This is a genomic window from Corynebacterium sp. HMSC059E07, from assembly GCF_001814395.1.
In the GTDB taxonomy this organism is placed as follows: Bacteria; Actinomycetota; Actinomycetes; order Mycobacteriales; family Mycobacteriaceae; genus Corynebacterium; species Corynebacterium hesseae.
The window spans coordinates 33613-59896 of record NZ_KV816287.1 but is presented as its reverse complement, the minus strand read 5'-3'; the positions used below and the strand labels follow the sequence as shown (position 1 = coordinate 59896).

23 protein-coding genes are annotated in these 26284 nt (G+C 61.9%); 13 read left to right on the top strand and 10 right to left on the bottom strand.

Annotated features, from left to right (window positions below):
* Positions 1-33: 33 nt before the first annotated feature.
* Both HMPREF2967_RS04075 and HMPREF2967_RS04070 read right to left on the bottom strand, forming a co-directional pair.
* Positions 34-1392, bottom strand: coding sequence for a PepSY-associated TM helix domain-containing protein (locus HMPREF2967_RS04075; protein ID WP_070521418.1), 1359 nt, complete (start codon positions 1390-1392; stop codon positions 34-36).
* Positions 1393-1758: 366 nt separating this feature from the next.
* On the bottom strand, positions 1759-3942 hold the full coding sequence (locus tag HMPREF2967_RS04070) for an NADP-dependent isocitrate dehydrogenase (RefSeq protein ID WP_070685123.1): 2184 nt from the start codon (positions 3940-3942) through the stop codon (positions 1759-1761).
* A 162-nt stretch (positions 3943-4104) separates the two neighbouring features.
* Here HMPREF2967_RS04070 and HMPREF2967_RS04065 point away from each other — a divergent pair, with 162 nt between their 5' ends.
* The 6 genes from HMPREF2967_RS04065 (at position 4105) to HMPREF2967_RS04040 (ending at position 9486) form a co-directional block, all read left to right on the top strand.
* A complete protein-coding gene (locus tag HMPREF2967_RS04065) occupies positions 4105-5355 on the top strand; it encodes an MFS transporter (protein ID WP_070530659.1) in 1251 nt (416 codons plus the stop codon).
* A 10-nt stretch (positions 5356-5365) separates the two neighbouring features.
* Positions 5366-6265: an exodeoxyribonuclease III gene (locus HMPREF2967_RS04060; protein ID WP_070685121.1), complete on the top strand. Its 900-nt coding sequence runs from the start codon at positions 5366-5368 to the stop codon at positions 6263-6265.
* A 65-nt stretch (positions 6266-6330) separates the two neighbouring features.
* Positions 6331-6522 carry a hypothetical protein gene (locus HMPREF2967_RS04055; protein WP_049157254.1) on the top strand — a complete coding sequence of 64 codons (192 nt, stop codon included), beginning with the start codon at positions 6331-6333 and terminating at the stop codon, positions 6520-6522.
* A gap of 48 nt (positions 6523-6570) precedes the next feature.
* A complete protein-coding gene (gene trpS, locus HMPREF2967_RS04050) occupies positions 6571-7605 on the top strand; it encodes a tryptophan--tRNA ligase (protein WP_070530655.1) in 1035 nt (344 codons plus the stop codon).
* 62 nt (positions 7606-7667) lie between these two features.
* A complete protein-coding gene (locus tag HMPREF2967_RS04045; RefSeq protein ID WP_070684002.1) occupies positions 7668-8750 on the top strand; it encodes a YhjD/YihY/BrkB family envelope integrity protein in 1083 nt (360 codons plus the stop codon).
* Positions 8751-8754: 4 nt separating this feature from the next.
* Positions 8755-9486, top strand: a complete 732-nt coding sequence (locus HMPREF2967_RS04040; RefSeq protein ID WP_070685119.1) for an RDD family protein — start codon at positions 8755-8757, stop codon at positions 9484-9486.
* Here HMPREF2967_RS04040 and HMPREF2967_RS04035 read toward each other — a convergent pair.
* A complete protein-coding gene (locus HMPREF2967_RS04035) occupies positions 9461-10681 on the bottom strand; it encodes a D-alanyl-D-alanine carboxypeptidase family protein (RefSeq protein ID WP_070685117.1) in 1221 nt (406 codons plus the stop codon). The two genes, HMPREF2967_RS04040 and HMPREF2967_RS04035, sit on opposite strands and share 26 nt — an antisense overlap.
* A 39-nt stretch (positions 10682-10720) precedes the next feature.
* Here HMPREF2967_RS04035 and HMPREF2967_RS04030 point away from each other — a divergent pair, with 39 nt between their 5' ends.
* Positions 10721-11605, top strand: a complete 885-nt coding sequence (locus HMPREF2967_RS04030; RefSeq protein ID WP_083312581.1) for an amidohydrolase family protein — start codon at positions 10721-10723, stop codon at positions 11603-11605.
* 3 nt (positions 11606-11608) lie between these two features.
* Here the strand turns inward: HMPREF2967_RS04030 and HMPREF2967_RS04025 are convergent, their stop codons facing one another.
* Genes HMPREF2967_RS04025 through HMPREF2967_RS04015 form a run of 3 tightly spaced genes read right to left on the bottom strand, consistent with a single transcriptional unit; the run spans position 11609 to position 14006 of the window.
* Positions 11609-12847, bottom strand: coding sequence for a hypothetical protein (locus HMPREF2967_RS04025; protein WP_070530645.1), 1239 nt, complete (start codon positions 12845-12847; stop codon positions 11609-11611).
* A gap of 11 nt (positions 12848-12858) precedes the next feature.
* Complete coding sequence (locus tag HMPREF2967_RS04020) at positions 12859-13722, bottom strand: C40 family peptidase (protein WP_070685114.1); 864 nt, start codon at positions 13720-13722, stop codon at positions 12859-12861.
* Positions 13722-14006, bottom strand: coding sequence for a hypothetical protein (locus HMPREF2967_RS04015; RefSeq protein WP_070685112.1), 285 nt, complete (start codon positions 14004-14006; stop codon positions 13722-13724). Before HMPREF2967_RS04015 ends, HMPREF2967_RS04020 begins: the two co-directional genes overlap by 1 nt.
* A gap of 61 nt (positions 14007-14067) precedes the next feature.
* Between HMPREF2967_RS04015 and upp the strand changes: the two genes are divergently transcribed.
* From upp to HMPREF2967_RS04000, 3 genes are all read left to right on the top strand, one after another.
* Positions 14068-14703, top strand: coding sequence for a uracil phosphoribosyltransferase (gene upp / locus HMPREF2967_RS04010; protein ID WP_070530640.1), 636 nt, complete (start codon positions 14068-14070; stop codon positions 14701-14703).
* A gap of 106 nt (positions 14704-14809) precedes the next feature.
* Positions 14810-15991, top strand: a complete 1182-nt coding sequence (locus tag HMPREF2967_RS04005; RefSeq protein ID WP_070563889.1) for a M20 family metallopeptidase — start codon at positions 14810-14812, stop codon at positions 15989-15991.
* A gap of 72 nt (positions 15992-16063) precedes the next feature.
* Complete coding sequence (locus tag HMPREF2967_RS04000) at positions 16064-17488, top strand: NAD(P)H-quinone dehydrogenase (protein ID WP_070530636.1); 1425 nt, start codon at positions 16064-16066, stop codon at positions 17486-17488.
* A 35-nt stretch (positions 17489-17523) separates the two neighbouring features.
* Here the strand turns inward: HMPREF2967_RS04000 and HMPREF2967_RS12995 are convergent, their stop codons facing one another.
* Complete coding sequence (locus HMPREF2967_RS12995; RefSeq protein ID WP_227486149.1) at positions 17524-17601, bottom strand: Ltp family lipoprotein; 78 nt, start codon at positions 17599-17601, stop codon at positions 17524-17526.
* 133 nt (positions 17602-17734) lie between these two features.
* Positions 17735-19042, bottom strand: coding sequence for a short-chain fatty acyl-CoA regulator family protein (locus tag HMPREF2967_RS03995; RefSeq protein ID WP_070685110.1), 1308 nt, complete (start codon positions 19040-19042; stop codon positions 17735-17737).
* A gap of 166 nt (positions 19043-19208) precedes the next feature.
* Between HMPREF2967_RS03995 and prpD the strand changes: the two genes are divergently transcribed.
* From prpD to HMPREF2967_RS03980, 3 genes are read left to right on the top strand one after another with little or no spacing between them, the layout of a single operon-like run.
* A complete protein-coding gene (gene prpD / locus HMPREF2967_RS03990; protein WP_070685109.1) occupies positions 19209-20720 on the top strand; it encodes a 2-methylcitrate dehydratase PrpD in 1512 nt (503 codons plus the stop codon).
* On the top strand, positions 20721-21653 hold the full coding sequence (prpB, locus tag HMPREF2967_RS03985) for a methylisocitrate lyase (RefSeq protein ID WP_070530630.1): 933 nt from the start codon (positions 20721-20723) through the stop codon (positions 21651-21653).
* Between the two features lie 50 nt (positions 21654-21703).
* On the top strand, positions 21704-22852 hold the full coding sequence (locus tag HMPREF2967_RS03980; RefSeq protein WP_070530628.1) for a bifunctional 2-methylcitrate synthase/citrate synthase: 1149 nt from the start codon (positions 21704-21706) through the stop codon (positions 22850-22852).
* Here HMPREF2967_RS03980 and HMPREF2967_RS03975 read toward each other — a convergent pair.
* A complete protein-coding gene (locus HMPREF2967_RS03975; RefSeq protein ID WP_070685107.1) occupies positions 22849-25284 on the bottom strand; it encodes a BatD family protein in 2436 nt (811 codons plus the stop codon). The genes HMPREF2967_RS03980 and HMPREF2967_RS03975 overlap by 4 nt on opposite strands.
* Positions 25274-25960, bottom strand: coding sequence for an ABC transporter ATP-binding protein (locus HMPREF2967_RS03970; protein ID WP_070597159.1), 687 nt, complete (start codon positions 25958-25960; stop codon positions 25274-25276). The genes HMPREF2967_RS03975 and HMPREF2967_RS03970 overlap by 11 nt, the downstream gene beginning before the upstream one ends.
* Positions 25961-26284: the final 324 nt, after the last annotated feature.

Below are 26284 nucleotides of genomic sequence, written 5' to 3'. Positions count from 1 at the left end.
TAAGCTCCGCCCTATGTGATCGCTTTCACTAAACTATCCGACCGGGACCGGCGTGCGTTCCTTGCGCTGGGTTGTGGCACGGTTCACCAGAATGACATCGAGAACCAGGAAAGCTGCCAAGGTGATTCCTAAGAGCGGCAGGAAGACTCCGACGGTGGCGGCGAATAGCGCGCCCAGTCCTGTGGCGGCCCAGGAGAAGTGGGCAGTCGGGAGGAAGCGCGGGCGGCGTTTCCACCACATGTAGTAGCCCAGCACCACCAGCGCGGCGGTGGCGAGGCCCAGTGCGAGCAGCGCGATCTGCAGTGGAAGGCCAAACATGATCCCCATGTGCAGGTAGGTTCCCCAGCTGCTGAGTTTGCTAAACAGCGGCAGGCTGGAGAAAGGCTGGCGGTCGATGACCTCGCCGGTGGTGCCATCTACCGAAATTGCATCGGAGGTGGTGCGCCATTCTACCCAGCGTTCGCTGACCTGCCAGGCGGAGTGGGCGTCCTCTGGCGGGTACAGGCGCAGCGGTCCGGTCAGTCCCTCGGCGCGGCCGGTGGCGAGGACACGCTCGGCGTCGGCAGCCACGCTCGCGCTTGCCGACGCCCCATGCCCCTCGTGGCCTTCATGCCCGGTGTGCTCATGCGTTTCAGCGGTGGTGCCGTGCAGGGCGGTGTTGATGGGAGTGGCTTTCCAGTGCATGCGCTCGACGAGGGAATCGACGTTCCCTCCGGCCAGACCGGACCAGGTGATGCCGGTGGCAGACAAGCCGAGAAGGCCGATGAATATCCAAGCCCCGACGGTGGAATGCAGGCGGGTGGCCTTCCAGCGGGCAGAGCGCTTAGGCTGCTGCTGTGCGGCGTTCGCGGTTGCTTTGTTCTTCGGGCGGCGGCGAATCCACCACATGTAGAGGCCTCCACAGGCCATGACCCACAACCACGAAGCGGCTAGCTCCGAGTAGAGCTCACCGACCTTGCCCAGGTGGAAGCTTTCGTGCAGGGAGGAAATCCAGCGGCGCAGCGGCATCTCGCCTAGGCCCGAGTAGGTGGGGTAGTCCCTGATGACCTTGGCGGTTGCGGGGTCGATGAAGACGGTGCGCTGCAGGCTCTCGTCGATGCTTTCATCGGAGACCAGCACGCGCGTGGAATCCGTCGGTGTCGTGGCCGGCCAGACCTGCGTGACCGGCATGTCGGGGTGTTCCTGCTGCGCGGCCTGGATTTGTTCCTCCAAGCTCAGCGGATTCTCCACGGTAGGCACCGTCAATACGTCGTGGTAGACCACTTTCTCCAGGGAGGGCGCCACGGCATAAAGACAGCCGGTCAATGCCGCGATGAGGATGAAGGGGCCGACGAACATGCCGCCATAAAAGTGGATGCGTTGAATGAAGGATCGCAGAGCCGTCCGACTCATAAGTAGTGCTCTTTCGGGGTCTATTGATTAGGGCCTCTGCTGAACGTTCGCGGGGCGTTCAGGAGGGGCGATGGACAGGTGCTGATATCAACTGCACTAGTAGTCGGAGGCGAGGGTTTCTCGGTTCCCAGGTATTGAAAAACTTTTTAACTAACTGGGGTCCTCGGCATGAAAAGGGCGAGAAATTCGCGAGATAAGGCGCGAGAAGCAAGAAACAGTCAAGAAAAAGTCTTCGCAGCTCAACGGGTAAAAATAGCGTCGCGGAGTGCTGTTTTAGGCCTGTTTGTGGTTAATGAAGCAAGAAAAGACCGCCTCGAACTCCGGGGAGGAGACGAAGCGGTCTTTTGTTAAGCGCCTAGCGCAGAATTACTTCTTCAGGCCATCAATGATGTCGTTGAAGGCAGCGACCGGGCGCATGGTCTGGTTGAGCTTCTCCTCGTTCGGGGCGTAGTAGCCGCCGAGGTCGACGGGGGCGCCCTGGACGTCGAGAAGCGCCTGCTCAATCTCGCCTGCCTTGGCCTCGAGGGCCTCAGCAACCGGCTTGAAGGCCTCGGCCAGCTCGGCGTCGTCAGTCTGCGCAGCCAGCTCCTTGGCCCAGTTGAGGGTCAGGAAGAAGTGGGAGCCGCGGTTGTCGTTCTCGCCCACCTTGCGGGACGGGGACTTGCCCTCATCCAGCAGGGTCTCGGTGGCCTTGTCCAACGCAGCGGCCAGCACACCAGCCTTGGCGTTGCCGTTGGTGTTGTGCTCGTGGCGGAAGGACTCAGCCAGGGCCAGGAACTCACCGAGGGAGTCCCAGCGCAGGTGGTTCTCCTCCTGAACCTGCTGGACGTGCTTCGGGGCGGAGCCGCCGGCACCGGTCTCGAACAGGCCGCCGCCAGCCATGAGCGGAACCACAGACAGCATCTTCGCGGAGGTGCCCAGCTCCAGGATGGGGAAGAGGTCGGTGTTGTAGTCACGCAGGACGTTACCGGTGACGGAGATGGTGTCCTCGCCCTTGCGGATGCGCTCGACGGAGGTCTTGGTCGCGGTGACCGGGTCCTCGATGGAGATGTCCAGGCCCTCGGTGTCGTGATCCTGGAGGTACTTCTTGACCAGCTCGATGAGGTTGGCATCGTGACCGCGCTCCGGGTCGAGCCAGAAGATGGCCTTCATGCCGGACAGGCGAGCGCGGTTGACGGCCAGCTTGACCCAGTCCTGGATCGGGGCGTCCTTGGTCTGGCAGGCGCGCCAGATATCGCCAGCTTCCACGTCGTGGGAGATGAGGGCCTCGCCCTTGGAGTTGCGGACCTCGACGGTGCCCGCAGCCGGGACCTTGAAGGTCTTGTTGTGGGAGCCGTACTCCTCGGCCTTCTGTGCCATGAGGCCGACGTTCGGGACGGTACCCATGGTGGTCGGGTCGTAAGCGCCGTTGGCCTTGCAATCCTCGATCACGGCCTGGTAGACGCCGGCGTAGGAGGAATCCGGGATGACGGCGAGGGTGTCCTGCTCCTCGTCGTTCTTGTTCCACATGTGGCCGGAGGTGCGGATCATGGCCGGCATGGAGGCGTCAATAATGACGTCAGACGGAACGTGCAGGTTGGTAATGCCCTTGTGGGAGTTGACCATGGCGAGGTCAGGACCGTCGGCAAGCGCGGCGTCGAAGGCAGCCTTGATCTCAGCACCGTTCTCGAGCTTGTCCAGCCCCTCGTAGATAGCGCCCAGGCCGTTCTCGCCATTGAGGCCAGCGGCCTCGAGCTCCTTGCCGTACTTCTCAAAGACGTCAGCGAAGAAAGCGCGCACCACGTGGCCGAAGATGATGGGGTCAGAGACCTTCATCATGGTGGCCTTGAGGTGAGCGGAGAAGAGAACGCCCTCTTCCTTGGCGCGGGCAACCTGCGCCTTGAGGAACTCATCGAGTGCCTTGGCGGACATGAAGGTGCCGTCGATGACCTCGCCCTTGAGGACCGGCAGCTTCTCCAGCAGGGTCTGCTCGCCCTCGGCGGTCTTCAGGACGATGGAGAGGGTGTCCTCCTCCGGCATGATGACGGACTTCTCGTTGTGGCGGAAGTCGTTAGCGTCCATGGTGGCCACGTTGGTCTTGGAATCAGCGGACCAAGCGCCCATCTTGTGCGGGTTCTTCTTAGCGAAGTTCTTGACCGCAATCGGGGCGCGGCGGTCGGAGTTGCCCTCACGCAGAACCGGGTTGACGGCGGAGCCCTTGACGGCGTCGTACTTCTCCTGAGCCTCTTCGTACTCCGGGAGATCAAAGCCGGCTGCCTGCAGCTCAGCGATGGCCTTCTTCAGCTGCACCAGGGAAGCGGAGATGTTCGGCAGCTTAATGATGTTGGCTTCCGGGGTCTTGGCCAGCTGGCCAAGCTCAGCCAGGGCGTCGGAAACCTTCTTGTCACCAAGGCGCTCCGGGAACTGGGCCAGGATGCGGCCGGCCAGGGAAATGTCGCGGGTTTCTACCTCGATGCCCGCGGTGGAAGCGAAGGCCTCCACGACCGGCTTGAAGGAGTAGGTCGCCAGCAGCGGCGCCTCGTCGGTACGGGTCCAGATAATCTTTGCCATGGTTCTCCTAAAGAAGTTGAAAACTGTTCAACCTCACAGGATACCTGTCTTATTTTCTCGCGGTGCCGGTCCCCCTGTGACTCGCGCCACCAGCGGAGCGGGGCTGTGTGATCGCTAGGGCCTTCTCGTCTGCGCGCGGGAAAGGGACTAAGGTACGCGCACGTGAATCTCCCGCACTCCGCTCCCCGCATCCAACGCCGTCCCGTCCCGCGCCAAACGGAAATCTCCTCAACCCGCCGCACCATCGTCATGATCGCCATGGCGCTGGGTGCCTTCGCCATCGGCACCACGGAGTTCACCTCGATGGGCCTGCTACCGCTCATCGCGGATGATTTCGGGATTACGGAAGACACGGCGTCGGTAGTCATCTCCGTCTATGCACTCGGCGTTGTCGTGGGCGCGCCGGTCATCGCTGCACTCACGGGCAAGCTCCCACGCCGCCGCCTCATTATCCTGCTTATTGGTTTCTTGCTCGTGGGCAACCTGCTCACGGCCTTGGCCCCGAACTACGGAGTTCTGCTGGTGGCGCGCTTCATCGCTGGCCTGCCGCACGGCGCGTACTTCTCCGTAGCTAACCTGGCGGCGGTCTCGATGGCACCTCCTGGCCGCCAAGGTTTTGCCATGTCGATGGTGGGCATGGGTCTGTCCATCGCCACCGTGATCGGCGTGCCCGCGGCCCAGGCCCTAGGCCAGGGATTGGGCTGGCACGCGGCGTATTTCCTGGTCGTGGCCATTGCGGGGCTCACGATGATCCTGCTCTTTTTCCTCTTCCCACACATGACGCGCATGCCACAAACGGACATGTTTACTGAGCTCGGTGCTTTGAAGAACAGCCAGGTTCTGCTCACCGTGTTCCTCGGCACCGTTGGCTTCGGCGGCATGTTCGCCGTCTATACCTACATCACGTGGACCATGACGGACGTCGCCGGCATGGACCCGAGCCACACGTGGATTGTGCTCATGGCCTATGGCATCGGCATGACGACAGGCAACGTCGCCGGTGGCTGGTTGGCGGACCGTAACCTGGAATTCGGCATCATTTTTGCCCTTATCTGCATGGTTAGTGTGTCGGTGACCTTCTACTTCGTGGCGCACAGCGCGTGGGCGGGCACGATTGTCTTTGGCGTCTTGGCCTTCTTCGGCTCCATCCTTGTGCCGTCGTTGCAGCTGCGCTTGGTCAACGTGGCGGGGGATGCGCAGACCCTCGCGGCGGCATTGAACCAGTCCGCCCTCAACATCGCCAATGCGGCGGGCGCGGCCATCGGCGGCGCAGTCGTGGGCGCGGGCTACTCCTATAACTCCACCGCGCTGGCCGGTGCGGGCCTGGCGGTGGCAGGCTGTCTCACCTGGGTTGTCACAATGTGGGACAAGCGCCGTCTAGCCCCTTCCGTGAAGATTATTGAACAGAGTTAGACTGTCCGGCATGAGTTTCACCATCGCCTCCGTCAACGTCAACGGCATCCGCGCGGCTTGCAAACAGCGCAATGAGAACAACCCAGGCATGAACGCGTGGCTGGAGACCACACCGGCCGACGTCGTCCTCATGCAGGAGGTGCGCGCCAACCCCGAGCAGACCCAGAAGGCCTTGGCCCCGGCTCTGGAGGCCGGATGGAACCTGGTACAGGCCGAATCTGCCGCCAAGGGCCGCGCGGGCGTGGGTATCCTATCGAAGCACGCGCTTGGCGACGTCTCCGTGGGCTTCGGCTCCTTCGCCGAATCCGGCCGCTTCATCGCAGCCACCGTGGAAGGCGTGCGGGTGGCTTCCCTGTATTTGCCTTCCGGTGATACCGATTCCCCGAAGCAAGATGAGAAGTACTTGTTCTTGGATGAGTTCTCTGAAGTTTTGGATGAGATGGCCGCGACCTACCCGGAGGCCGTCATCGGCGGTGACTGGAACATCTGCCACCGCGCCCAGGACCTGAAGAACAATAAGGCCAACGAGAAAAAGTCCGGCCACCTGCCGGAGGAGCGCGCCTTCATGGACCGCGTCTTCGGTTCTTTCCCGGATGAGCAGCCGCAGGACAAGAAGGGGCTGGGGGACTGGCTCGGCGTGGTGGACTACGAAACCAAGACCGCTTGGGAGGCGGCCAAGGATCCGCAGTGGTTTGACGTCGCCAGGCGCCTGCACCCGGCGGCGGATGGCCCCTACACGTGGTGGACCTACCGTGGCCAGGCTTTCAACAACGATGCCGGATGGCGCATTGACTACCAGGCGGCCACGAAGGCCATGCTGGAGCGCGCGCAGCGCACCTGGGTGGAGAAGGCGCCGACGGTGGAGGAGCGCTGGTCTGATCACTCTCCGCTTCTGGTCGAGTACAAGTAGCCCACTCCAAGTAGTGGTACGATAATCCCGTCTTAACGTCCTTTTCTATTTCGCAGGAGATGCTCATGACCCGCGCAATCATCTACTTTGTCCTCGGCGCTATTCTGCTTGCCCTGGGTATCTGGTGGTGGACCATCGTCGGACCGTCCTTTGCCTTCCTTGGCCCGATCGTCCTCCAGGGCGTTGGCGGCGCGTTCATGGTGGCCGGTTTCGCCGTCATGATGGACGTTATTAGCCCGACCTCCCGCAAGATTTAACCGACGCAGCGCCGCCCCAGCGGAGGCGGCAGAGTAGAGTGGTCAACCATGACTGACTCCACTTCTGCATCGAACTCCGCTTCCCGAGTCCTCTCTGGCATTCAGCCCACGGCGGACTCTTACCACCTGGGTAACTACCTCGGAGCGCTCAAGCAGTGGATTGACCTGCAAGACTCGCACGAGGCTTTCTACTTCATCCCGGACCTGCACGCCATCACGGTGGAGCAGAACCCGGAGGAGCTGCGCCACCGCACTGTGGCGGGTGCTGCGCAGCTGATCGCGTTGGGCATCGACCCGGCGAAATCTACCCTCTTCGTCCAATCCCACGTCCCCGCGCACGCGGAGTTGACGTGGGTTTTGCAGTGCCTGACCGGCTTCGGTGAGGCCTCCCGCATGACCCAGTTCAAGGACAAGTCTCAAAAGCAGGGCCAGGACCGCACCTCGGTGGGCTTGTTTACCTACCCCGTTTTGATGGCCGCGGATATCCTTCTCTATTCCCCGCACTACGTGCCGGTGGGGGAGGACCAGCGCCAGCACCTCGAGCTCACCCGCAACCTGGCGGAGCGTTTCAACAACAAGTACGGTGAGGTCTTCCGCGTGCCGGAGGCCTTCATTCCGGAAGGCTCGGCCAAGATTTATGACCTGCAAGAGCCGACGTCCAAGATGTCGAAGTCGGGGGCCAACCCGAAGGGCATCGTGAACCTGCTCGATGCTCCCAAGACCTCCGCCAAGCGCATCAAGTCCGCGGTGACCGATGACCTCGGCGTGGTGGCCTTTGACCGTGAGAAGCAGCCGGGCGTGTCCAACCTACTGGCCATCCAGTCCGCGCTGACGGGGGAGAGCATCCCGGATCTCGTGGACAAGTATGCCGGTCAGGGCTATGGCCACCTCAAGGTCGATACGGCCGAGGCGCTCGAGGCCTTCACCACTCCGCTCAAGGCTCGCTACGACGAGCTCATGGAAGACCGCGGCGAGCTCGAGCGCATCTTGGCCCAGGGCGCCGAGCGCGCTACGGAGATCGCCACCCCCCTCGTGGACAAGGTCTACGAGGCGGTGGGGTTCCTCCCCGCGCGTCGCGGCTGAGTTGGCTAGCATGATGAAGACTGTGTAGAGGTTTCTGTAATTAACTTTTAAGGGGAACGCCAGTGGCGCCAACGACTCGACCTGATGAGAAGAAGACCGATGACTACGGCATTGAGCGAGCTCACGCCGATGAACCGGGCGCGGTAGACAAAGTCCGTGAGAAGTCCGGCTTCATCGACCACATTATGAAGATGCTGGACCGCTACGGTAGCCAAGGCGGCAACCAGTTCGCGGCCGGAATTACGTATTTCTCGGTTCTAGCTCTCTTTCCCATCTTCATGCTCACCGTGGCCGCCGCCGCGACCGTGCTGGCGAACCGCCCCGACCTCATGCAGCAGCTGGAGGAGCAGATCACCAACGCCGTATCGGGCGATCTGGGTAATTCGATCACGGAGCTCCTGCACACCGCGATTGAGCAGCGCGGCGCAATGTACGGCATCGGTGGCCTGACCACCCTGTGGTCCGGGCTGGGGTGGATGAATAATCTGCGCATTGGTATTTCAGCGATGTGGATGCAGGATCCGACTGATGCCCCGGGCAATTTTGTCACCAAGAAGCTCAGCGACCTGCTGGGCCTCATTGGCCTGCTCGTGGCCATGATCATCGCCTTCGGCGTGACGGCAGCGGGTTCGTCCGGGCTGACCCAGAAGATCTTCGAGTGGGTCGGCATCGAGTCCTTCCCTGGCATGGGAGCGGTGCTTGTTATCGCCGGAATCGTGATTGGTCTTATCGCCAACTTCCTGGTCTTTTGGTGGATGGTGGCCTTCCTGCCGCGCACGAAGGTGCCCACCAAGTCGGGCTTGATGGGCGCGGCCATTGGCGCGGTGCTTTTTGAAGCCATCAAGCAGCTGTCCACCGTCATCATGTCCTCCGCGGCGGGCAACCCAGCCGGTGCCGTGTTCGGCCCTGTGATTGTCCTCATGGTGGTCATGTACCTGGTCTGGCGCGTCGTGCTCTACGTTTCCGCGTGGACGGCCACCACCGAGGAATCCCTTGAGCTGATGGTCCCGCCGGTTCCGGATCAGGCGGTTATCCGCGTCCGCAATGAGATCCGCCGGGGCCCGAACCCGGGCGTGGCCTTGGGTGCCGGTGCCGCACTCGGCGCGGCGGCCGCAGGCGCATGGGCCTTGCTGCGCCGAAAGTAGGCCGATGCTTCCAGTATCTTTCGCTCCGAACCTGTATGAACACTTCACCCTGGATTCGCGCGCGACCTCACGCGAGCTGGGCGTGCAACTGGCGGCTGCCGACGCCCGCCTCGAAGGCCTCGGCTACCTCCCCGAGGATGCGGAGCGCGAGGAGCTCGCCGTTGCCGCCCGCATCCTTTGCGAGCCTTCTTCCCGGGCAAGCTATGACCAAAAGGTAGAATCAGGCGCCCGGCTTACTTGGGCGCAACTGGAGGACTACGCGAATACCGGCCGCTGGGACGAAAGCCACCACGCTCTCGCGCCCGCGCACGATGCCCCGCGTGCAACCCCCGGCACCCGCGTGGTTTTGGCCGTCATCGACTACGTCATTGCGGCGATTGGTGTGTCCCTCTTACTTAGCGTCGGGGTGTACAACTCCGCTTTCAATGAGGTCTGGCTCACCAGTTTCTCGGGAATCATCACGGTGGCCTATTACATCTGCTTCGAGGTCCTCGTAGGAGCAACGCCGGCGAAGCTGATAGCTGGATACACGGTGCGCGATGTCACCACCCGCGAGAAGCTCACCTGGCAGCAGAGCATTAAGCGCAACTGGTGGCGCGTGGCCTCCCTCGTGCCGCTTGTCGGCCCGCTCATTGCCTTCTTCGGAGCCCTCTACGTGGTGACCACGATTGGTCCGAAGAACGCGCTTCGCGGCCAGCACGACATCATGGCTAACGCCGAAGTAGTGAAAAAGTAGCCACCGCCACCACGAGGAGGGCGACGAGGCCCGCCACCAGCCACCCGATCCAGCCCTGTGAGTCCGCGAAGGAGGACGTCGCCGCCGGGGCCTCAGCGGTGGCGGTGGCAGAAGGCGTGGTAGGCGCTGTGCTGGGCTCCTGCGACTCCGAAGGCTTGTGCCCTCCAGCCGCGAAATCATCGAGCTGCCCCACGCCGTCGCCGGGCTGGACGTCGGAGGCTTCGTCGAGAAGCATCTGCGCCTGCTCCCAGGCGCGGAAACCATGCTCAACCGTCGTATCGAGGAGAACCGCCTGGAGGCGGCGCCCATCGCGGTTGATCGCGCCGACGAAAGTGTGGTGAGCGTCCTCGGTATAGCCGGTCTTGCCGCCGATACCATCCGGATCATTGAGGAAGAGCCCATTGTCGTTCCAGAGCTCATAACCGGGCATCTCGCCCCAGCCGGGAAACTCCACGTGCTCAGTATCGACGATGCGCGCGAAGGTGTCGTTGGCAAAAGCCGCTCGGTAAATCAGCGAGATATCCGCCGCGGACGTCGACATACCCGCCGCGTCCAGCCCGGAGTAGCTGGCCGCCACCGTCGAGCGCGTGCCAATCTCCTTCGCCTTCGCATTGACCTTTGCCAATGCTTCATCGTCCCCGCCAACAGCCTGCGCGAGAGCGTGTGCGGCATCGTTGCCGGAAGCCATGAGAAGGCCTTGCAGAAGCTGCTCCACGGTATAGACACCGCCGGGGCCGAGGCCGACGGCGGAGCCTTCGACGGAGGCGTCGTCAAGCGTGGCGGTGATGCGTTGATCAAGGGGAAGCTCCTCGATGACCACGAGCGCCAGCAGCGCTTTGATGATGGAGGCCGGGCGGTAGCGCCCGTTGGGGTCCTTCATGGCGATGATTTCGCCGGTGTCCAGGTCACTGACCATCCACGCCGAGGCAACGACGTCCTTATTGACCCGAAAGCCCGACGGTGCGGTGACACCGCAGGCCGCGCCCTCAACCGCGGGCAGGGGAGTGGGCGCTGCCTGACCGGGAGCCAACCGCTCCGAGGTGGTCGTCGGTTCCTCTGGAACGAGGGAATGCGGGCAGGAGTCGGTATCCGGCGCGGTGGTGCGCGTGGGCGATGATGACTCTTCCTCTTCTGCAAACGCTGGCGGCGTGGCGGCCAGAGCGATGGCGGTGAGGAGCGCGGGGACATGTTTCATAGCGTGCTTAATCCTAGACCCCGTCCTAGGATGAACCTCATGCATGACGCACCTCTGATTAGCCCTGAAAACAAAGATTCCGGCGCCGAGATTTTCGCTCGTCTGCCCAAAGTGACGCTGTTGGCGCCGCTGCCCACGGATGCATCCACCCCGGACGAGCTCCGCGCGGCCACGCACGCTGCTGTGCAGGCGCTTGCCGACGACCACGTGGTCTACGCCGAGCTCCGCCTGCGCCCCAGTGCTTTCCCCTTCGGCGCCGCCAAGGCCCTCGCCGCCGTGCAGGAAGGACTGGACGTTCCTGGAATCGATGCGCGGATCATCGTGGAGGGCGATGCCAATAGCTGGGATGCCGGCGAGGCCGTTGCCGGTGCAGCGCTGACTGAGCTGTCCGCAGCGGAGAAGCTGCGTGAAGATTTCATTCCCTGGGAGCGGGACGTGGCTTCGTACGAGGATGCCGTGGAAGCCGTGCACGCCGGTGCGACGCGTCTGGTTCACGCAACAGATCTCGTCGATGATTTCGGTGCCGACCTTGACGGCGTTCGCCCGGGCAAGGCCTCTGCGTGGGTGCGGGATCGCCGCATCGCGCTGGCCTTTGCGCCGTTGGAAGAAATGCCCGCAGAGGAGCTGGCCGATCACCCTCTGCCGCTGCTGCAGCAGCTCGGCTTTACCTGCACGGTGGCGGGCGAGAAGCTCAGCGATGTCTTCCTCGCCCTGAGCGAGACCTTCGGCTATGGCCTCGAGGAGTTCTTTGACCTCACCATCAAGGCCATTGAGAATTCCTTTGCTAGCGAAGAAGACCGCCAGCGCCTCATCGAGCAGGAAATCCTGCCCGCCTATGAGGAACTGGCGGATCCGGAATTCGCGGAAGACGCTTCAGAAATGAGCGATTCCGATGCGGAAGAAGACAGCGAGTCTTCCAAGTAGAAGCTAGAAGCGGGAGAAACGCTTCGTCAGCATTTCCTCCAGGCCCTTCCAGGACTCCGCGTGCTCGGTGTAGGGCTTGGAGGGGACGTAGCCCGCGTGCTCGGTGGAGCCGAGCATGTAGCCCAGGTAGTCCTGGAAGCGCGGGTTCTGCAGCATATAAGAGTTGATGGAGTCATCCCCGGCCCAGTCGGCAGCGTCGGCACAGACCTCGTAGCAGCGGCTCATCTGATCCGTATCGACTGCCTCCGGACCCTTTTCAATGTCGCGCACGATGCCATTGAAGGTGTACTGGTTATCCGGGTGGACAGTGACCTCGAGTTCGCCCGCGTTCGCCGCGGCAACGACCTCCTCCCAAGTGGAAACCTTTGCTAGGTCATGGTCGTCGTTCTCCATGATCCAGCGCACGAGCACCTTGGAGCTGGGGAAGGTAAAGATCTCGCCCCACTTGCCCAAGAACACCGGCTTGCCGTTGAGGTAGGTGCGCAGGGTGTAGACCGTTCGCTGGTTGGCGGTGATCTTAATCGGGTCGATGCCTGCGGCTGCCCACGGGGAATTGTCGTAGGGATCGGCGGATTTCGCTGCCGCCTCGCGTTCTTCTTCGGCCTTCTTGCGTGCTTCTTCCGCGGCTTCGCTGGCGGCAGAGATGCGGGTAGCGGCATCCGCGGTTGCCTCCTGGCTGAAATCGGAGGAAGGGATGACCTTGACTACTTTGTCGAGGTCCTCGATGACCTCACGCCAGTTGCTATGAATAACGCGGCCTACGCCGGACCATTCGCCCATACCCTGGTCACCGGCATAGTGATCGGCTCCGCGGGCGGGGTTGCGCAAGATGGAATGCGAAGCGAAGAAAATAACGGTGTGCTCCGCGGCCCCGACCTCTGCCAGCGCGTGTGCAATTTCTAGGCAGCGTGCGACGGTGGACACGTTCTCGTGGCTGGGGCGGCCAGCCAAGTGCTTTGGCATGCCGATGAGGTCGTATACGTGCTTCTTCTCCGGAACGACGCGGTCCGCCGCCTGGGAATTGAAAGCCTCCCACTTTGGGTGATCGAGCAGGTCGTGCTTCGAACCGGATTCGAGGAAGCACAGCATCTCGGCTTCGGTGTTAAAGAGCAAGACGGACTCGTCATCACCGAGGAAGGCCTGCCACTCGGAACCATTCTGGCGCCACTTCGGCGCCCAGAGGGTATAAAAATCACCCTCAGAAAGGGAGAGCTGGATGGGTACAATCGCGCGGGTGTTCATGGGCAAACAGTCTACCCTGTAGGCCTCCAGAACCCTTTGAAAGCCATCCCCATGTTGTTAGTACGCAGCGGATTGGTTTGCACAGGGCTGCCCGCTTCCACCATTTGTCCGCCGCCGGAGTACATGGCCACGTGCCCATCCCACACGATGAGGTCACCGGGCTGCAGTTCGTCTGCGCTTACCTGACGGCCCACGGTCTGGCTTTCTGCGGTGCGCGGCAGCTCCACCCCCGCTTGGCGCCAAGCCCATTGCGTCAACCCAGAGCAATCAAAGCTGCCATTGCCGGTACCGCCCCACCCATAGGGAGTCCCCACCTGGGACAGAGCGGCCTGTGCCGCAGCCTGCCCTTGCGTGGTTCCTTCGCTTGCGGTGGAGGACGCGGTGAGTGCGTGGCGCACCACGCCTTCCTCCTGCGGGCTGCGCACCGAGGGGCGAACAGCACGCTGGCCAATGGGGATGAGGGGAGCTGCTGCTTGCAGGAGCTCCCCAGCCAGCTGCTTGACGCGAAGCATCGCTTTGCCAACGTATTCCATGGCCAGGGCTTGCAATGCTGAACGCGCCGCAGCCTGTGTTGCAGGATTCGGGATAAGCAACCCGAGAGCGATAGGCAGTCCGCGCTGGAGCAGCTCGAAGCCCAGACCGATGAGGTCCCTGACCGTCGCCGCGATGAGCCTGCGGGCAGCATCCAAAGCTGAGCGGGCGGTGGAGAGATCCTCAGTGGCTTGGCGCGCAGTGTCTAACAACGCCCGTGGATCCCCATGCGCGATTTCCGCTAGCGGCCCTGCAGCAGTGAGATCGGGCACAGTGGGCAGGGAGACGTCGGGAAGCTGCGCCGGCTGAATCCGGGCAATGTGGGCGAGTGCTGACTCCAACATCACAGACCCCCGCACGCGTTCGCGAGAGCACCATCGGCGTCTTCCGCTTCGCGGGCCATGCGGAAGCTGGAGTCCGCCACGGCACCGGCATCCGCCCTGACCTGGGCAAGGCGGGCGGAAAGGTTCTCCATGGCGGTGTTAAAGGTTCCAGTGAAACCGCCCAGAACGGTATCGACCGGTAGCTCAGGAGGGGGAGTGGAGGAGGCCTGGGAGATGGCGGCAAGCTCGTGCGCCAGCCTGCGGGTGTGTTCGGTGTCGATATTAAACGTATGGAAGCTAGTCATGGCTTATTAGACTGTGCCGCCCGCTGATCGGTTCCCGGCCGATTCTTATACAGTGAAGGGCATGGATATCCACGTAGTAGACCACCCCCTCGCCGCCTCCCGGCTCACACTCATGCGCGATGCCCGCAGCGATAATGCCGCCTTCCGTGCAGCCCTGCGGGATCTTGGCACCATGCTTGTCTATGAGGCAGCGCGCGACCTGCCCGTCGAGCATTTTGATTGCGTTACTCCCGTTGCCACGGCGGAGGGCACCCGCCTGCAGGACCCGCCAATTATCGTGCCCATCATCCGTGCTGGGCTGGGCATGATTGACCCGGCGCTGTCGATGATCCCTGATGCCCAAGTTGGCTTCATCGGCATGGCGCGCGATGAAGAAACCCATGAGCCGGTGCCTTACCTGGAGGCCCTGCCGGAGGATCTCAGCGGGCGTAGCGTCTTTGTCGTCGATCCGATGCTCGCCACGGGCGGTTCCCTCCTGCATTCCCTGAAGCTCCTCGCGGATCGCGGCGCCACCGATATCACCGCGATCTGCATGGTGTCCGCGCAGCCGGGCGTCGATGCGCTGGCCAACTCGGGGCTGCCGGTTCGCTTGGTTACCGCGGCGATTGATCCGGCCCTCAACGAGGACGCCTACATTGTGCCGGGGCTTGGCGACGCCGGCGACCGCCTCTACGGTCCCCGCAATATCGACCTGTAGCGAAGGTAGACCGCTCAGTATATCCGGCGTGTGACCTGCCCGGCTAACTGAACCGCATGGTCTAGTTGTAGACTCTTCCCAACAGGACACCACGGAGGAGGAAGCAGTGATCTCGGACTACGTCAGTGAGTGGTTCAGCAACCACCGCGCGGAGGTCATCGCGTGGCGCCGCCATATTCACCGCCACCCGGAGACCTCCAATAAGGAAGTGGAAACCACGCGCTTCCTGTCTCGCACCCTGCGTGAGTACGGTCTGGAGCCGCAGCTTTTCCCCGAAACCGGCCTCATGGTGGACATCGGGCCCGATACGGAACTTGGGCGCCTGGCCTTCCGCGCCGACATCGACGCGCTCCCGGTCACGGAGGTCACGGGCCTTGAGTACACCTCCGAGGTCCCCGGCGTCATGCATGCCTGCGGGCATGACATGCACACCACCATTGCACTAGCCACGGCCTGTGCCTTGGCGGATCTCAACCGTGAGCACCCGCTGGACTTCGGCGTTCGCGTCATCTTCCAACCTGCCGAAGAGGTTTGGGTAGGCGGCGCCACCGACGTCATCGAGTGGGGTGCGCTCGAAGGCGTGAACTCCATCTTTGCCGTCCACGTCGAGCCGAAGCTGCGCGTCGGGCGCATTGGCGTCCGCGCCGGGGCGATCACCTCCGCGACTGACGTCGTGGAAATCAACGTCTCCGGCCCGGGTGGGCACACGTCGCGCCCGCACTTGTCGGCGGACGTCGTCTATGCGTTGGGCAAGCTGCTGACGGACCTGCCGGGTTTGCTCTCGCGCCGCGTCGATCCACGCACCGGCACCGTCTTGGTCTTTGGTCAGGTGAATTCCGGCTATGCACCGAACGCGATTCCCGAGACCGGCTCGGTGTCTGGCACCATGCGCACGGCGGATATCGGGATCTGGCGCGAGATGCAAACGCTGTTCTCTGAGCTTGTGGAGCAGGTCCTGGCGCCCCTGGGCGTGGAACATGAGCTGGTCTATCACCGTGGGGTTCCGCCGGTGCTGAACGACGACGTCTCCACCGCCCTCCTCGCCAGCGCTGCCCAGGCCATCGACCCGCAAGCCGTGGTCCAAGCGCCGCAGTCCTCGGGCGGCGAGGACTTCTCCTGGTACTTGGAGAAGGTCCCCGGTTCCATGGCCCGCCTGGGTTGTTGGTCCGGCGAAGGCGAGCAGCACGATCTGCATATGGGTGATTTGGCCCCCGATGAGAGGGCTATCGGCGTGGGCGTCAAACTCTTCGGCTCCGTGGCGGAACAGTTTGCCAACGTGGAGGATTAGTTTTCTAACTACTACACTGTGACAAGGATTTCCCAGAGTTCTTATAGGCAGATTTTTAAAAAAGGAGCGACAGTGTCACAGGAAGCCCCCCGCATCGTAATTATCGGCGGCGGCCCCGCAGGCTACGAGGCTGCGACTGCCGGCGCCAAGTACGGCGCGCACATTACGTTGGTTGAGGAACAGGGCCCCGGTGGCTCCTCCGTTCTTTTGGACTGCGTCCCGTCGAAGTCCTTTATTGCCGGCGCCAACATTCGCACCGACTTCCGCCGCGCGGATGATATGGGCCTGAACCACCAGCTCGGCTCGCTGAAGCTGAGCCTGGAGGCGCTTAACGGCCGCGTGCAGGCGCTGGCCGGCAACCAGTCCCGCGACGTGCGCGCGGGCCTGGAGAAGATCGGCGTCAAGGTCATCGATGGCCGCGCCGCATTCTCCGAGGACCAGCACGGCGTGAAGGGTGCCGCGCACAAGGTTGATGTCACCCACACTGATGGCACCACCGAGACCCTCGACGCGGACCTGGTCCTCGTTGCCACCGGTGCCACCCCGCGCATCTTGCCGGGCGCTCAGCCGGACGGCGAGCGCATCCTGACCTGGCAGCAGGTTTATGACCTCAAGGAGGAGCCGGAGCACCTCATCGTCGTCGGCTCCGGCGTGACCGGTGCCGAGTTCGTTTCCGCCTTCGCGGAGATGGGCGTGCGTGTGACCATGGTGGCTTCTCGCGACCGCATTCTGCCGCATGATGACGCCGATGCTGCCGACGTCCTCGAGACCGTCCTGGCTGAGCGCGGCGTGGAGCTGGAAAAGAACTGCCGCGTCGAAACGGTCTCCCGCACCGAGGACGGCAACGTGGTGGTCAAGACCCAGGATGGTCGCGAGATCCACGGCTCCCACGTCATCATGTCCATCGGTTCCATCCCAAATACGAAGAACCTGGGCCTCGAGCACGTTGGCGTGGCTACCACGAAGTCCGGACACATCGAGGTTGACCGAGTTTCCCGCACCAACGTTGCTGGCATCTACGCGGCGGGTGACTGCTCCGACCTCTTCCCGCTGGCCTCTGTTGCCGCGATGCAGGGACGCATCGCCATGTACCACTCCCTGGGTGAGGGCGTGTCCCCGCTGCGCTTGAAGACGGTCGCCACGGCCGTGTTTACCCGCCCGGAGATCGCTGCCGTGGGCTTTACCCAGGCGGAGATTGAGGCGGGCGAGGTTGCCGCGCGCACCATCACGATGCCGCTGAACACCAACCCGCGCGCCAAGATGCGCTCTCTGCAGCACGGTTTTGTCAAGCTCTTCTGCCGCGCCACCTCCGGCCGCGTTATCGGCGGCGTTATCGTCGCCCCGACCGCTTCCGAGCTCATCCTGCCCATCGCCGTGGCGGTAACCAACCAGCTCACCGTGAACCAGCTGGCGGATTCCTTCGCGGTCTACCCGTCGCTGTCCGGCACCATCACCGAGGCAGCCCGCCGCCTCGTTGCCCACGACGACCTCGAGTAGGCAGGCTCCAGCTCTGTTCTAGCTTCGGTTCGGTTTTATAAGCTCAGTGTGCTCACCGCATGCTGGGCTTCTTCCATGGTGAACCGCTCGCCGTAGTCGCTGGGGAGCTGCATAGGGGTTGGACATGAGAGAACCTCCTGCGTAGGTGAGAGACGAGAGCCCGGCGTGGTGCCGAACGAGTCTTATCTTGGCAAGCGGCCTGGACATTGCCGCAGGAAGTTCGAAAGCTTGGGCGGACTGTGGAAACTACGAGGTCGCGTAGGCCGAAACCGGAGTGGCATTGAGGTCGAGGCTGACGGAGCGCCCCGCCTGTGGGAAGGCGCGCTGCGGACAGGCCGGGCGTGGGCAGGCGGCGCAACCGGGGCCGATGGGGGTTGCCTCGGAAGGGGAGAGGTTGAGCGCATCGGCGTAAACCACGCGATCCGCCTGCGCGATATCGCAGCCCAGCCCCACGACGAATTCCTTGCGCGGTGTACCCCAGGCCTGAGCTTGGCCTTGGACGAAGCGCGCGATCCACAGGTAGGTGTGGTCATCGGGCATCGAGGCCACCTGGCGCGTGATGCGGTTTGGTGTTTCAAAAGCACGGTGGACCACCCACAACGGGCACGAGCCGCCGCTGCGTGCAAAGTGGAAAGCGGTGGAGGACTGGCGCTTGGAAATATTGCCCGCGCGGTCGGTTCGGATGAAGGAGAAAGGGACACCTTGGTGGTGGGGCCGCTGAAGCGTCGACAAGCGCTGCGCGGTGGTCTCGAAACCAGTGCCAAAGGATGCCGCGATCACATCAATGTCGTAGCGCGTCTCCTCCGCGGTGGTGAGGAGCTGCGTATAGGGCATGGTGACGGCCGCCGCGAAGTATTGGGCCAGACCATAGGTGCCGATGGAGCGCGCTTCGGCGCTGGGGAGCTCGGCCACGAGTTCCGCGCAGTGCTCCGGATAGGCCAGAAGACAGTACTGGAGCGCCATCTCGAAGACGAGCTGGGCTTCCGTGAGTCCTGCGCGCAGGTGTAGCTCGCGGTCGTGGAAGGTCCGTCGGCGCGGGGAGGCCGAGGAGAATCGTGTCGTAACACCGAACTCGTCCTGCAGGACTGAGGCCAAGCGCCCACGGCGCAGGACGCGGTCACCGAGGGAATCGGACAGCTCCTCGGCGGCGACGTCCAGGCTGTGAATGTAGTTGTGGGCGTCGTAGAAGAAGTCGCGGACCGCTTCGAAAGGACCGGTTTCCGAGGGGGTGTGCGCGGCGGCGGCGACAAGCCGGGGGAGTAGCTCGGGGAAGCGCCCGCTTAAGTCGGTGAGTGTGGTGTCGGAGGCCTCGGGGAAGAGCTGACGCAGCTCGGCGAGCGCGCGCAGGTCGCGGTCTCCCGCGAAGTAGGTGGCGTCAACGCCAAAGCGTTGCGTCAGCTGCATGAGGACGGTGACGGTGAGGGGGCGCTGGTCATTCTCCAACTGGTTGAGGTAGCTGGTGGACATCCCCAGTTGTTGTGCCATGGCCGCTTGGGTGAGTTTGCGTTCTTTACGTAGTGCGTGGATTCTTGCCCCCGCGTAGTGCTTGCTCATTGTGTACGTCCTCCCAAAAAGCCGCCCCAACAGGTAATTACACAAGGTTTGCAAACAACGCAAAACCCTGCAACAGATAAACACAGTTTACACATGTGGCAGGCCACACGGGCGGGGGATAGTGTGATGGCTATCGCAGCCGTTGTTGTCTAGGAGGAAAACCCCGTTGATTAACCACGAAGTACGTACCCACAAGTCCGCTGAGAACTTCCCCATCGAAGAGCACCTGGCGTACAAGATTGCCAAGGTCGCAGCAGATCCCGTTGAGGTTCCGGCCGAGACCACCGAGATGATCATCAATCGCATCATCGATAACGCCTCCGTGGCCGTGGCCTCTGCCACCCGCCGCCCGGTGACCTCCGCCCGAGTCATCGCTCAGGCCCACCCGGCTCAAAAAGGCGGAGCCACCATCTTTGGTGTTGACGGCACCTACTCCGCCGAGTGGGCAGCCCTGGCCAATGGCACTGCCGTGCGCGAGCTGGACTACCACGACACCTTCCTCGCCGCCGAATACTCCCACCCGGGCGATAACATCCCGCCAATCCTGGCCGTGGCACAGCACAAGGGGCTGACCGGCAAGGAGCTCATCCGCGGTATCGCCACCGGCTACGAAATCCAGGTCAACCTGGTCAAGGGCATTTGCCTTCACGAGTGGAAGATCGACCACGTGGCGCACCTCGGCCCCTCCGTCGCCGCGGGCATCGGCACCATGCTCGGCCTCGACGTCGACACCATCTACCAGGCCATCGGCCAGGCGCTACACACCACCACCGCCACCCGCCAGTCCCGCAAGGGCCTCATCTCCTCCTGGAAGGCCTATGCACCGGCGTTTGCCGGCAAGATGGGCATCGAAGCAGTAGACCGCTCCATGCGCGGCGAGGGTGCCCCGGCCCCGATTTGGGAAGGCGAGGACGGCTTCATCGCCTGGATGCTCCACTCTCCGGAGCGCACCTACACCGTCCCTCTCCCGGCTGAGGGCGAGGAAAAGCGCGCCATCCTGGACACCTACACCAAGGAGCACTCCGCGGAGTACCAGGCACAGGCCCCGATTGATATGGCCTTTGCCCTCAAGAAGACCTTGGCTGAGAAGGGCCTGAAGGTGGAGGACATCGAGTCCATCGTCCTGCACACCTCGCACCACACTCACTACGTCATCGGCACCGGCGCCAACGACCCGCAGAAGATGGACCCGAACTCCTCCCGCGAGACTCTGGATCACTCCATCATGTACATCTTCGCCGTGGCCCTGCAGGACGGCGAGTGGGACTACGAGACCTCCTACTCCGACGAGCGCAAGCACCGCCAGGACACCATCGACCTGTGGCACAAGATTTCCACCGTCGAGGACCCCGAGTGGACCCGCCGCTACCACTCCAACGACCTGGAGGAGAAGGCCTTCGGCGGCAAGGCTGTCATTACCTTCAAGGACGGCACCGTGATTGAGGATGAGCGCGTGGTGGCCGACGCCCACCCGCTCGGCGCCCGCCCCTTCGGCCGCGAGGAGTACATCAACAAGTTCAAGAAGCTGGCTGCCGGCAAGGTATCGGAGGAGGAGCAGGAGCGCTTCCTCGCTGCCGCCCAGAACCTGGAAAACCTCACTGACCTGAGCGAGCTCAACGTTCGCCTCACCGACGAGGCTATCGCCACCGCACCCGAGACCCCGAAGGGACTGTTCTAAATGGCTGGCCTATTTGGCTCCACTATCAGCAATGCAGACAAGCGCAAGAGCTTCCGCGAGGCGCTGAACGCACCGGGAATTACCACGCTGCCGGGCGCCTTCAACCCGTTGACCGCGCGGCTCATCCAGGACATCGGCGGCTTCGGCGGCGTCTACGTCTCCGGCGCGGTGCTGGCTAATGATCTGGGTCTGCCGGACATTGGTCTCACCACCCTCACTGAGGTGGCGCAGCGCGCCGGACACATCGCCCGCGCCACGGACCTGCCTGTGCTTGTCGACGCCGACACGGGCTTCGGCGAACCCATGTCCGCCGCCCGCACCGTCGCCGCGCTGGAGGACGCCGGCCTGGCCGGCTGCCACTTGGAGGACCAGGTCAACCCGAAGCGCTGCGGTCACCTCGACGGCAAGGAAGTGGTGCCGACGGATCTCATGGTTCGCCGCATCACCGCCGCCGTCAACGAGCGCCGCGATGAGAACTTCATCATCTGTGCCCGCACCGATGCCGCCGGCATCCACGGCATCGATGAAGCCATCGAGCGCGCCAAGGCCTACGCCGACGCCGGCGCGGACCTCATCTTTACCGAGGCCCTGTACTCGCCGGAGGACTTCGAGAAGTTCCGCGCCGCCGTGGATACCCCGCTGCTGGCCAACATGACGGAGTTCGGCAAGACCGAGCTGCTGTCCGCCAAGCGCATCGAGGAGCTGGGCTATAACGCCGTCATCTGGCCGGTATCCACCCTGCGCGTGGCCATGGGCGCTACCGAAGAATTCCTCCGCGACATGCAGGAAACCGGCCTGCAATCCGAGGAATGGCTCGACCGCATGCAGCACCGCTCCCGCCTGTATGAGCTGGTGCGCTACGACGAGTACAACGCCTTCGACCAGAGCGTGTTCACCTACTCCAAGGACAGCTACAAGCCCACCTTCGACTAGGGCACACGGCCTGAAACTCACACTAGAACCCAATAAAAGGAGAAAACACCATGTCTGAAACCCCAGAAATCCGCAAGGGCCTGTACGGCGTCGTCGTCGATGAGACCGCCGTGTCCAAGGTTGTCCCGGAGACCAATTCCTTGACCTACCGCGGCTACCCGGTCCAGGAGCTGGCACGCTACTGCTCCTTCGAGGAGGTTGCTTACCTGCTGTGGAACGGCGAGCTGCCGTCCCAGGATGAACTGGTCCGTTTCTCCGCTCGTGAGAAGGCGCTGCGACACCTGGACCGCCACCTCATTGACCTGATCACCTCCATGCCGAAGTCCTGCCACCCGATGGACGTTTTGCGCACCGCAGTCTCCTTCATCGGTTCCCAGGACCCGGAGGAGTACACCAAGGATTCCGAGCACATCCGCCGCACCGCGCTGGAGCTCATGGCGAAGCTGCCGACCATCGTCGCCCTCGATATCCGCCGTCGCCGCGGTGAGGGCTACATCGAGCCTTCCCGCAAGAAGGGCTTTGCGGAGAACTTCCTGTGGATGGTCTTCGGTGAGGAGGAAGGCTCGCCGGCCCTGTCGCGCTCCGATATTGAGGCCTTTGATAAGTCCCTCATCCTCTATGCTGAGCACTCCTTCAACGCTTCCACCTTCGCTGCCCGCGTGGTGACCTCCACGATGTCGGATACCTACTCCGCCGTCACCGCCGCCATCGGCGCTCTGAAGGGCCCGCTGCACGGTGGTGCTAACGAGGCCGTGATGAAGAACTTCCTGGAGGTCGGTGACCCGGCCAAGGCAGAGGAGTGGACGCTCAACAAGCTCAAGAACAAGGAGCTCGTCATGGGCTTCGGTCACCGCGTGTACAAGAACGGTGACTCCCGTGTTCCGACCATGGAGGCTGCCTTCCGCGAGCTGGCCAAGGACCACGGCCAGGAGCAGTGGGTGGAGATGTACGAGAAGATGGCCAAGACCATGTACGAGAACACCTCCATCAAGATCCAGCCAAACCTGGACTTCCCGGCTGGCCCTGCGTACCACATCCTGGGTTTCGACATTGAGTTCTTCACTCCGATCTTCGTGATGGCCCGCATCACCGGCTGGACCGCACACATCGTGGAGCAGAACGAGAACAACTCCCTGATCCGCCCGCTGTCTGCCTACAACGGCAAGGAGCAGCGCTCCGTTCCGCCGAAGCAGATCTAATTAGCGGTTGCGCTTGACGCTGGGCGCTGCACGTGGCGAAGGCATGTCATGCCGACGCCACATGCAGCGCCTAATGCTATTGCGCCTGCGGCAACAAGAAGTGCATTCCAATCGATGGCAAAGGTGAGGCCATCTCCCATTGCGTAGACCATTCCGGCAAGCGGGAGGATTCCAGCGAGACAGCCAGTAATGATCGCGGCACATGCCAGTGTGGCCGTAGTGAGTACAACGATTCTTAGGTGCCAGGAAGAATCGAGGCCTAGTACTTTGAAGGTGGTCTCGATTGCTTCGGTAGCGCGAGCAAGTTGCCGCGAGAAAACAAAGGTTACGGCTAACGCGCTGAGCAGCGCGGCTGCCAAGCTGATATAGAATGCCCGCGGTGTCGAAGAGGTTTGAACCAGCGGGAGTAGCACGAGATCGTGGGGAATATGGGCTTGTGCAGCGCTATCAAGAAAGCGCTTTTCTTGGTCTTCCTGGAGACCCGTAAAGACCCATTGTGTCCTACCTGCCGGTGCATCTAGTTTCTGCGCCGTGGATGTGAGGATAATTCCTCCAGCTAGCTTTTCCCAGTGAGGTCCGAAGGCCATACTCAGCGCTGGAAGAGATGAGTGGCCTGAATTCTTGCTCGTGTTGATTGAAACGTGGTCTTGGTTGATGAATCTGTGATCACGGACTAATGCTCCAGTCTTAAGGACTTCTTTTTCTGAGGCAGTAAGCTCTCGATCTAAGAGTTGCTCTACGTCATGAACGGATTCGACGCTCAGTACGCCAAAGGTCCCCGACATCTCCGTGGGCATGTCCAGTGTGGCTTGGACATAAGAAACACGAACTGGGGCGGGCACATCCAACGCAGTGGCTACGTGCTGAACGGATTCAGCACGCGTGGAAAGCCCGTCATCTGTCTTCTCTAAAATGTGTGCCTGGTTTGGGGCGATCGTTGACATCAAGCTGTCATTCTCACTGGCTGTGAAGCTGGCTGACATCGAACTGCTAAACACTGCGGTTCCCATGCACAGGACCAACAACGTCAGACCCGTGCCAATAAGCTGCCGGTGCTTCTCTGCAAGTCTCAGGGCCACGCCTGCTGGAGTGTAGGGCCGGCTGGTTCGCGGACAGCGTGCGAGAAGAAGAGAAAAGACGATGCACAATGCCACGGTTGGCAATGGCGCCCAAGTTTCGAACACGTCTGGCCCCAGCAGTGCTGAAGCGACCGTAAAGAGTGCGGCCACAAGGACAATAGCTATAGCACTCCAACGCAAGAATGATGCCGATAGGGCCGGCAGCGGGATATCTTTCCAGAACGGATGCGGCTGGGTCGACGGCGCGGTGGTAATACCGCCAATCAGGAGTGCTGCAAGCGAGCTAGCGAGAAGAAGCACTAACCATTTCCACGGAATGAGGACTCCAGGATCAGGCAACCCTGCAAGTCCCGAAATGAATGGGCGCACGCATTGCGCCAGGCCTGCACCTACAACGAGGCCTAAGACGGAGTACATCAGGGCTGAACGAAGCAGGGTGGATGTGCTGGACTTCCACAACAGGAAGGGCGAGATTCCTAGCTCGAAGAACCGCCGGTTCAACGGGTGAAGAACTAGGTACGTGACTCGCCACAAAAAGAGGATCAAAGCACACGGTATGACAATGGCGAACAGGCCGAAGAAGAAAGAATAGCTATCGGCGAACCCTGAAGGCGGCGTGGCGAGCAGGCTTTCGCGGGTGAGGAGTGAGGTCGAAAAGGCGTCGTCAAGCGCGGCGCGATCAACGAGGTTTGTAGTTTCGAGCTGACTGCTAATGAAGTCGGTGAGCTCGGCAGGAGTCGTTCCTTCGGAACCGAACACAATCGGCCGGACCGAAGCGGAGGTCATGGAATAAGCGTCGGCGTCGATGGTGTTCCATGTTCCCGATGCGCCGTACACCGCTTTCTCCTGGCTGTGGAAGGAATTCGATACAACGCCAACGATGCGGAGCGGTAGCGTGCCGTTGAATGCGGTTGTGTGTTCTCCGACGTTGAAGTTCACGTCCTCGGTAACTACTACCTCGCCAGGAGCGCTGGGCCAATGGCCCTGAACCAATGCCAACCCAAAATCGGGAGCTTGCTCTTCCCAGTGAGACTCCTTGTAGACAAGGGAAGCTGATGGATTGCTATCGACATAGAGATCGTAAGTCTCGAGTTGGGTAGTAAAGCCCCTCTCTGGGGAATCAAGTTGCGGCAGCGTCTGTTCAACCACGCCCGCCCGCGTGTACACAGGCACGTCCACCCGCACGGCGTTGTTTCCCAATTCTGACTGCGCCTTCTGCTGCGGGGACAACGTCATGAAGAGATCAGCCGAGACAGCAAATGCGAATAATCCTAAGCACACTGCGATTGCCGCTGCGCCGAAACGATACCGTTTCGAAGAATGCACGACTTTCGTGATTAGTTCATTGAGCATTCGGGGCTGCTTTCCCAAGCTGGCCGTCGATCAGCGTGTAGGCCGTGCCGCAATAGTCCAACATGATGGGATCGTGACTGGTCGCTATCACGGTTGTGCCAGTTGATGCCAGCTTCTTGAAGAGTCGAAAAATGCCGTGCGAGTTTTCAGAATCGAGCGCAGCAGACGGCTCATCAGCCAAGAGAATTCGCCGTTTCCCAGACAGTGCTCGGGCGATTCCTACTCTTTGGCATTGGCCGCGCGACATCTCTGCGGGAAATCGTTGAGCGAGTTCTGCAAGTCCTACCTGGGTTAAGGCCTCGCAAGCCTTGTCGTGTGCCGTCGTCTCGTCGAATCCCGCTGCGGCAAGCACAAGCATGACATTTTCGAGCGCTGTGAGTTCATTCATCAACAGGTCGTCTTGATGGACGAAGCCGATTGTGTTGCGGCGCAAGGCGAGTAGTTTCTTGGGAGCAGCGGTGGATACACAGGTATCGAAGACCGAGATTGAGCCTTCATCGATAGGTAGAAGACCTGCAACCGCGCGCAGGAGAGTTGTTTTACCGGAGCCGCTCTTTCCTGAAATGCCGAGAAACTCGCCTTCACCAGCTTCTAGGCTTGCGCCTTTGAGAACATGCGTGCGCTGGGCGCCTTCGCCTAAATACTTGTGGACGTTAGAAATGGTGACTGAGTTCATAAGCTCTTTTCTGTCTTCACCGTGCGGTCTTTGGAAGTGAAGGATGAAGTTGGTTCTTATGAACCTGATTGAAGGATAGAAACGGAGGGTAGAACATGTCAATAGGTTTATATTTTTTTAAAAGCGAAGTAACTCTTCTCCTATTTGGCCGCTGCATGTTTAAAGGGGGGGGAAGGGGAGCTGTTCATGAAGGGGTGAGTCTTCTAGGGGTGTGCCTAGGAGTCTGGCGAGAACCTATTCGAAATCTGTTGACCGATATGTCGATTTCCGCGCGCGTTGTCGCCTCGGACACTATCCTTAAGTTCGTATTGTGCTTATCTGAAA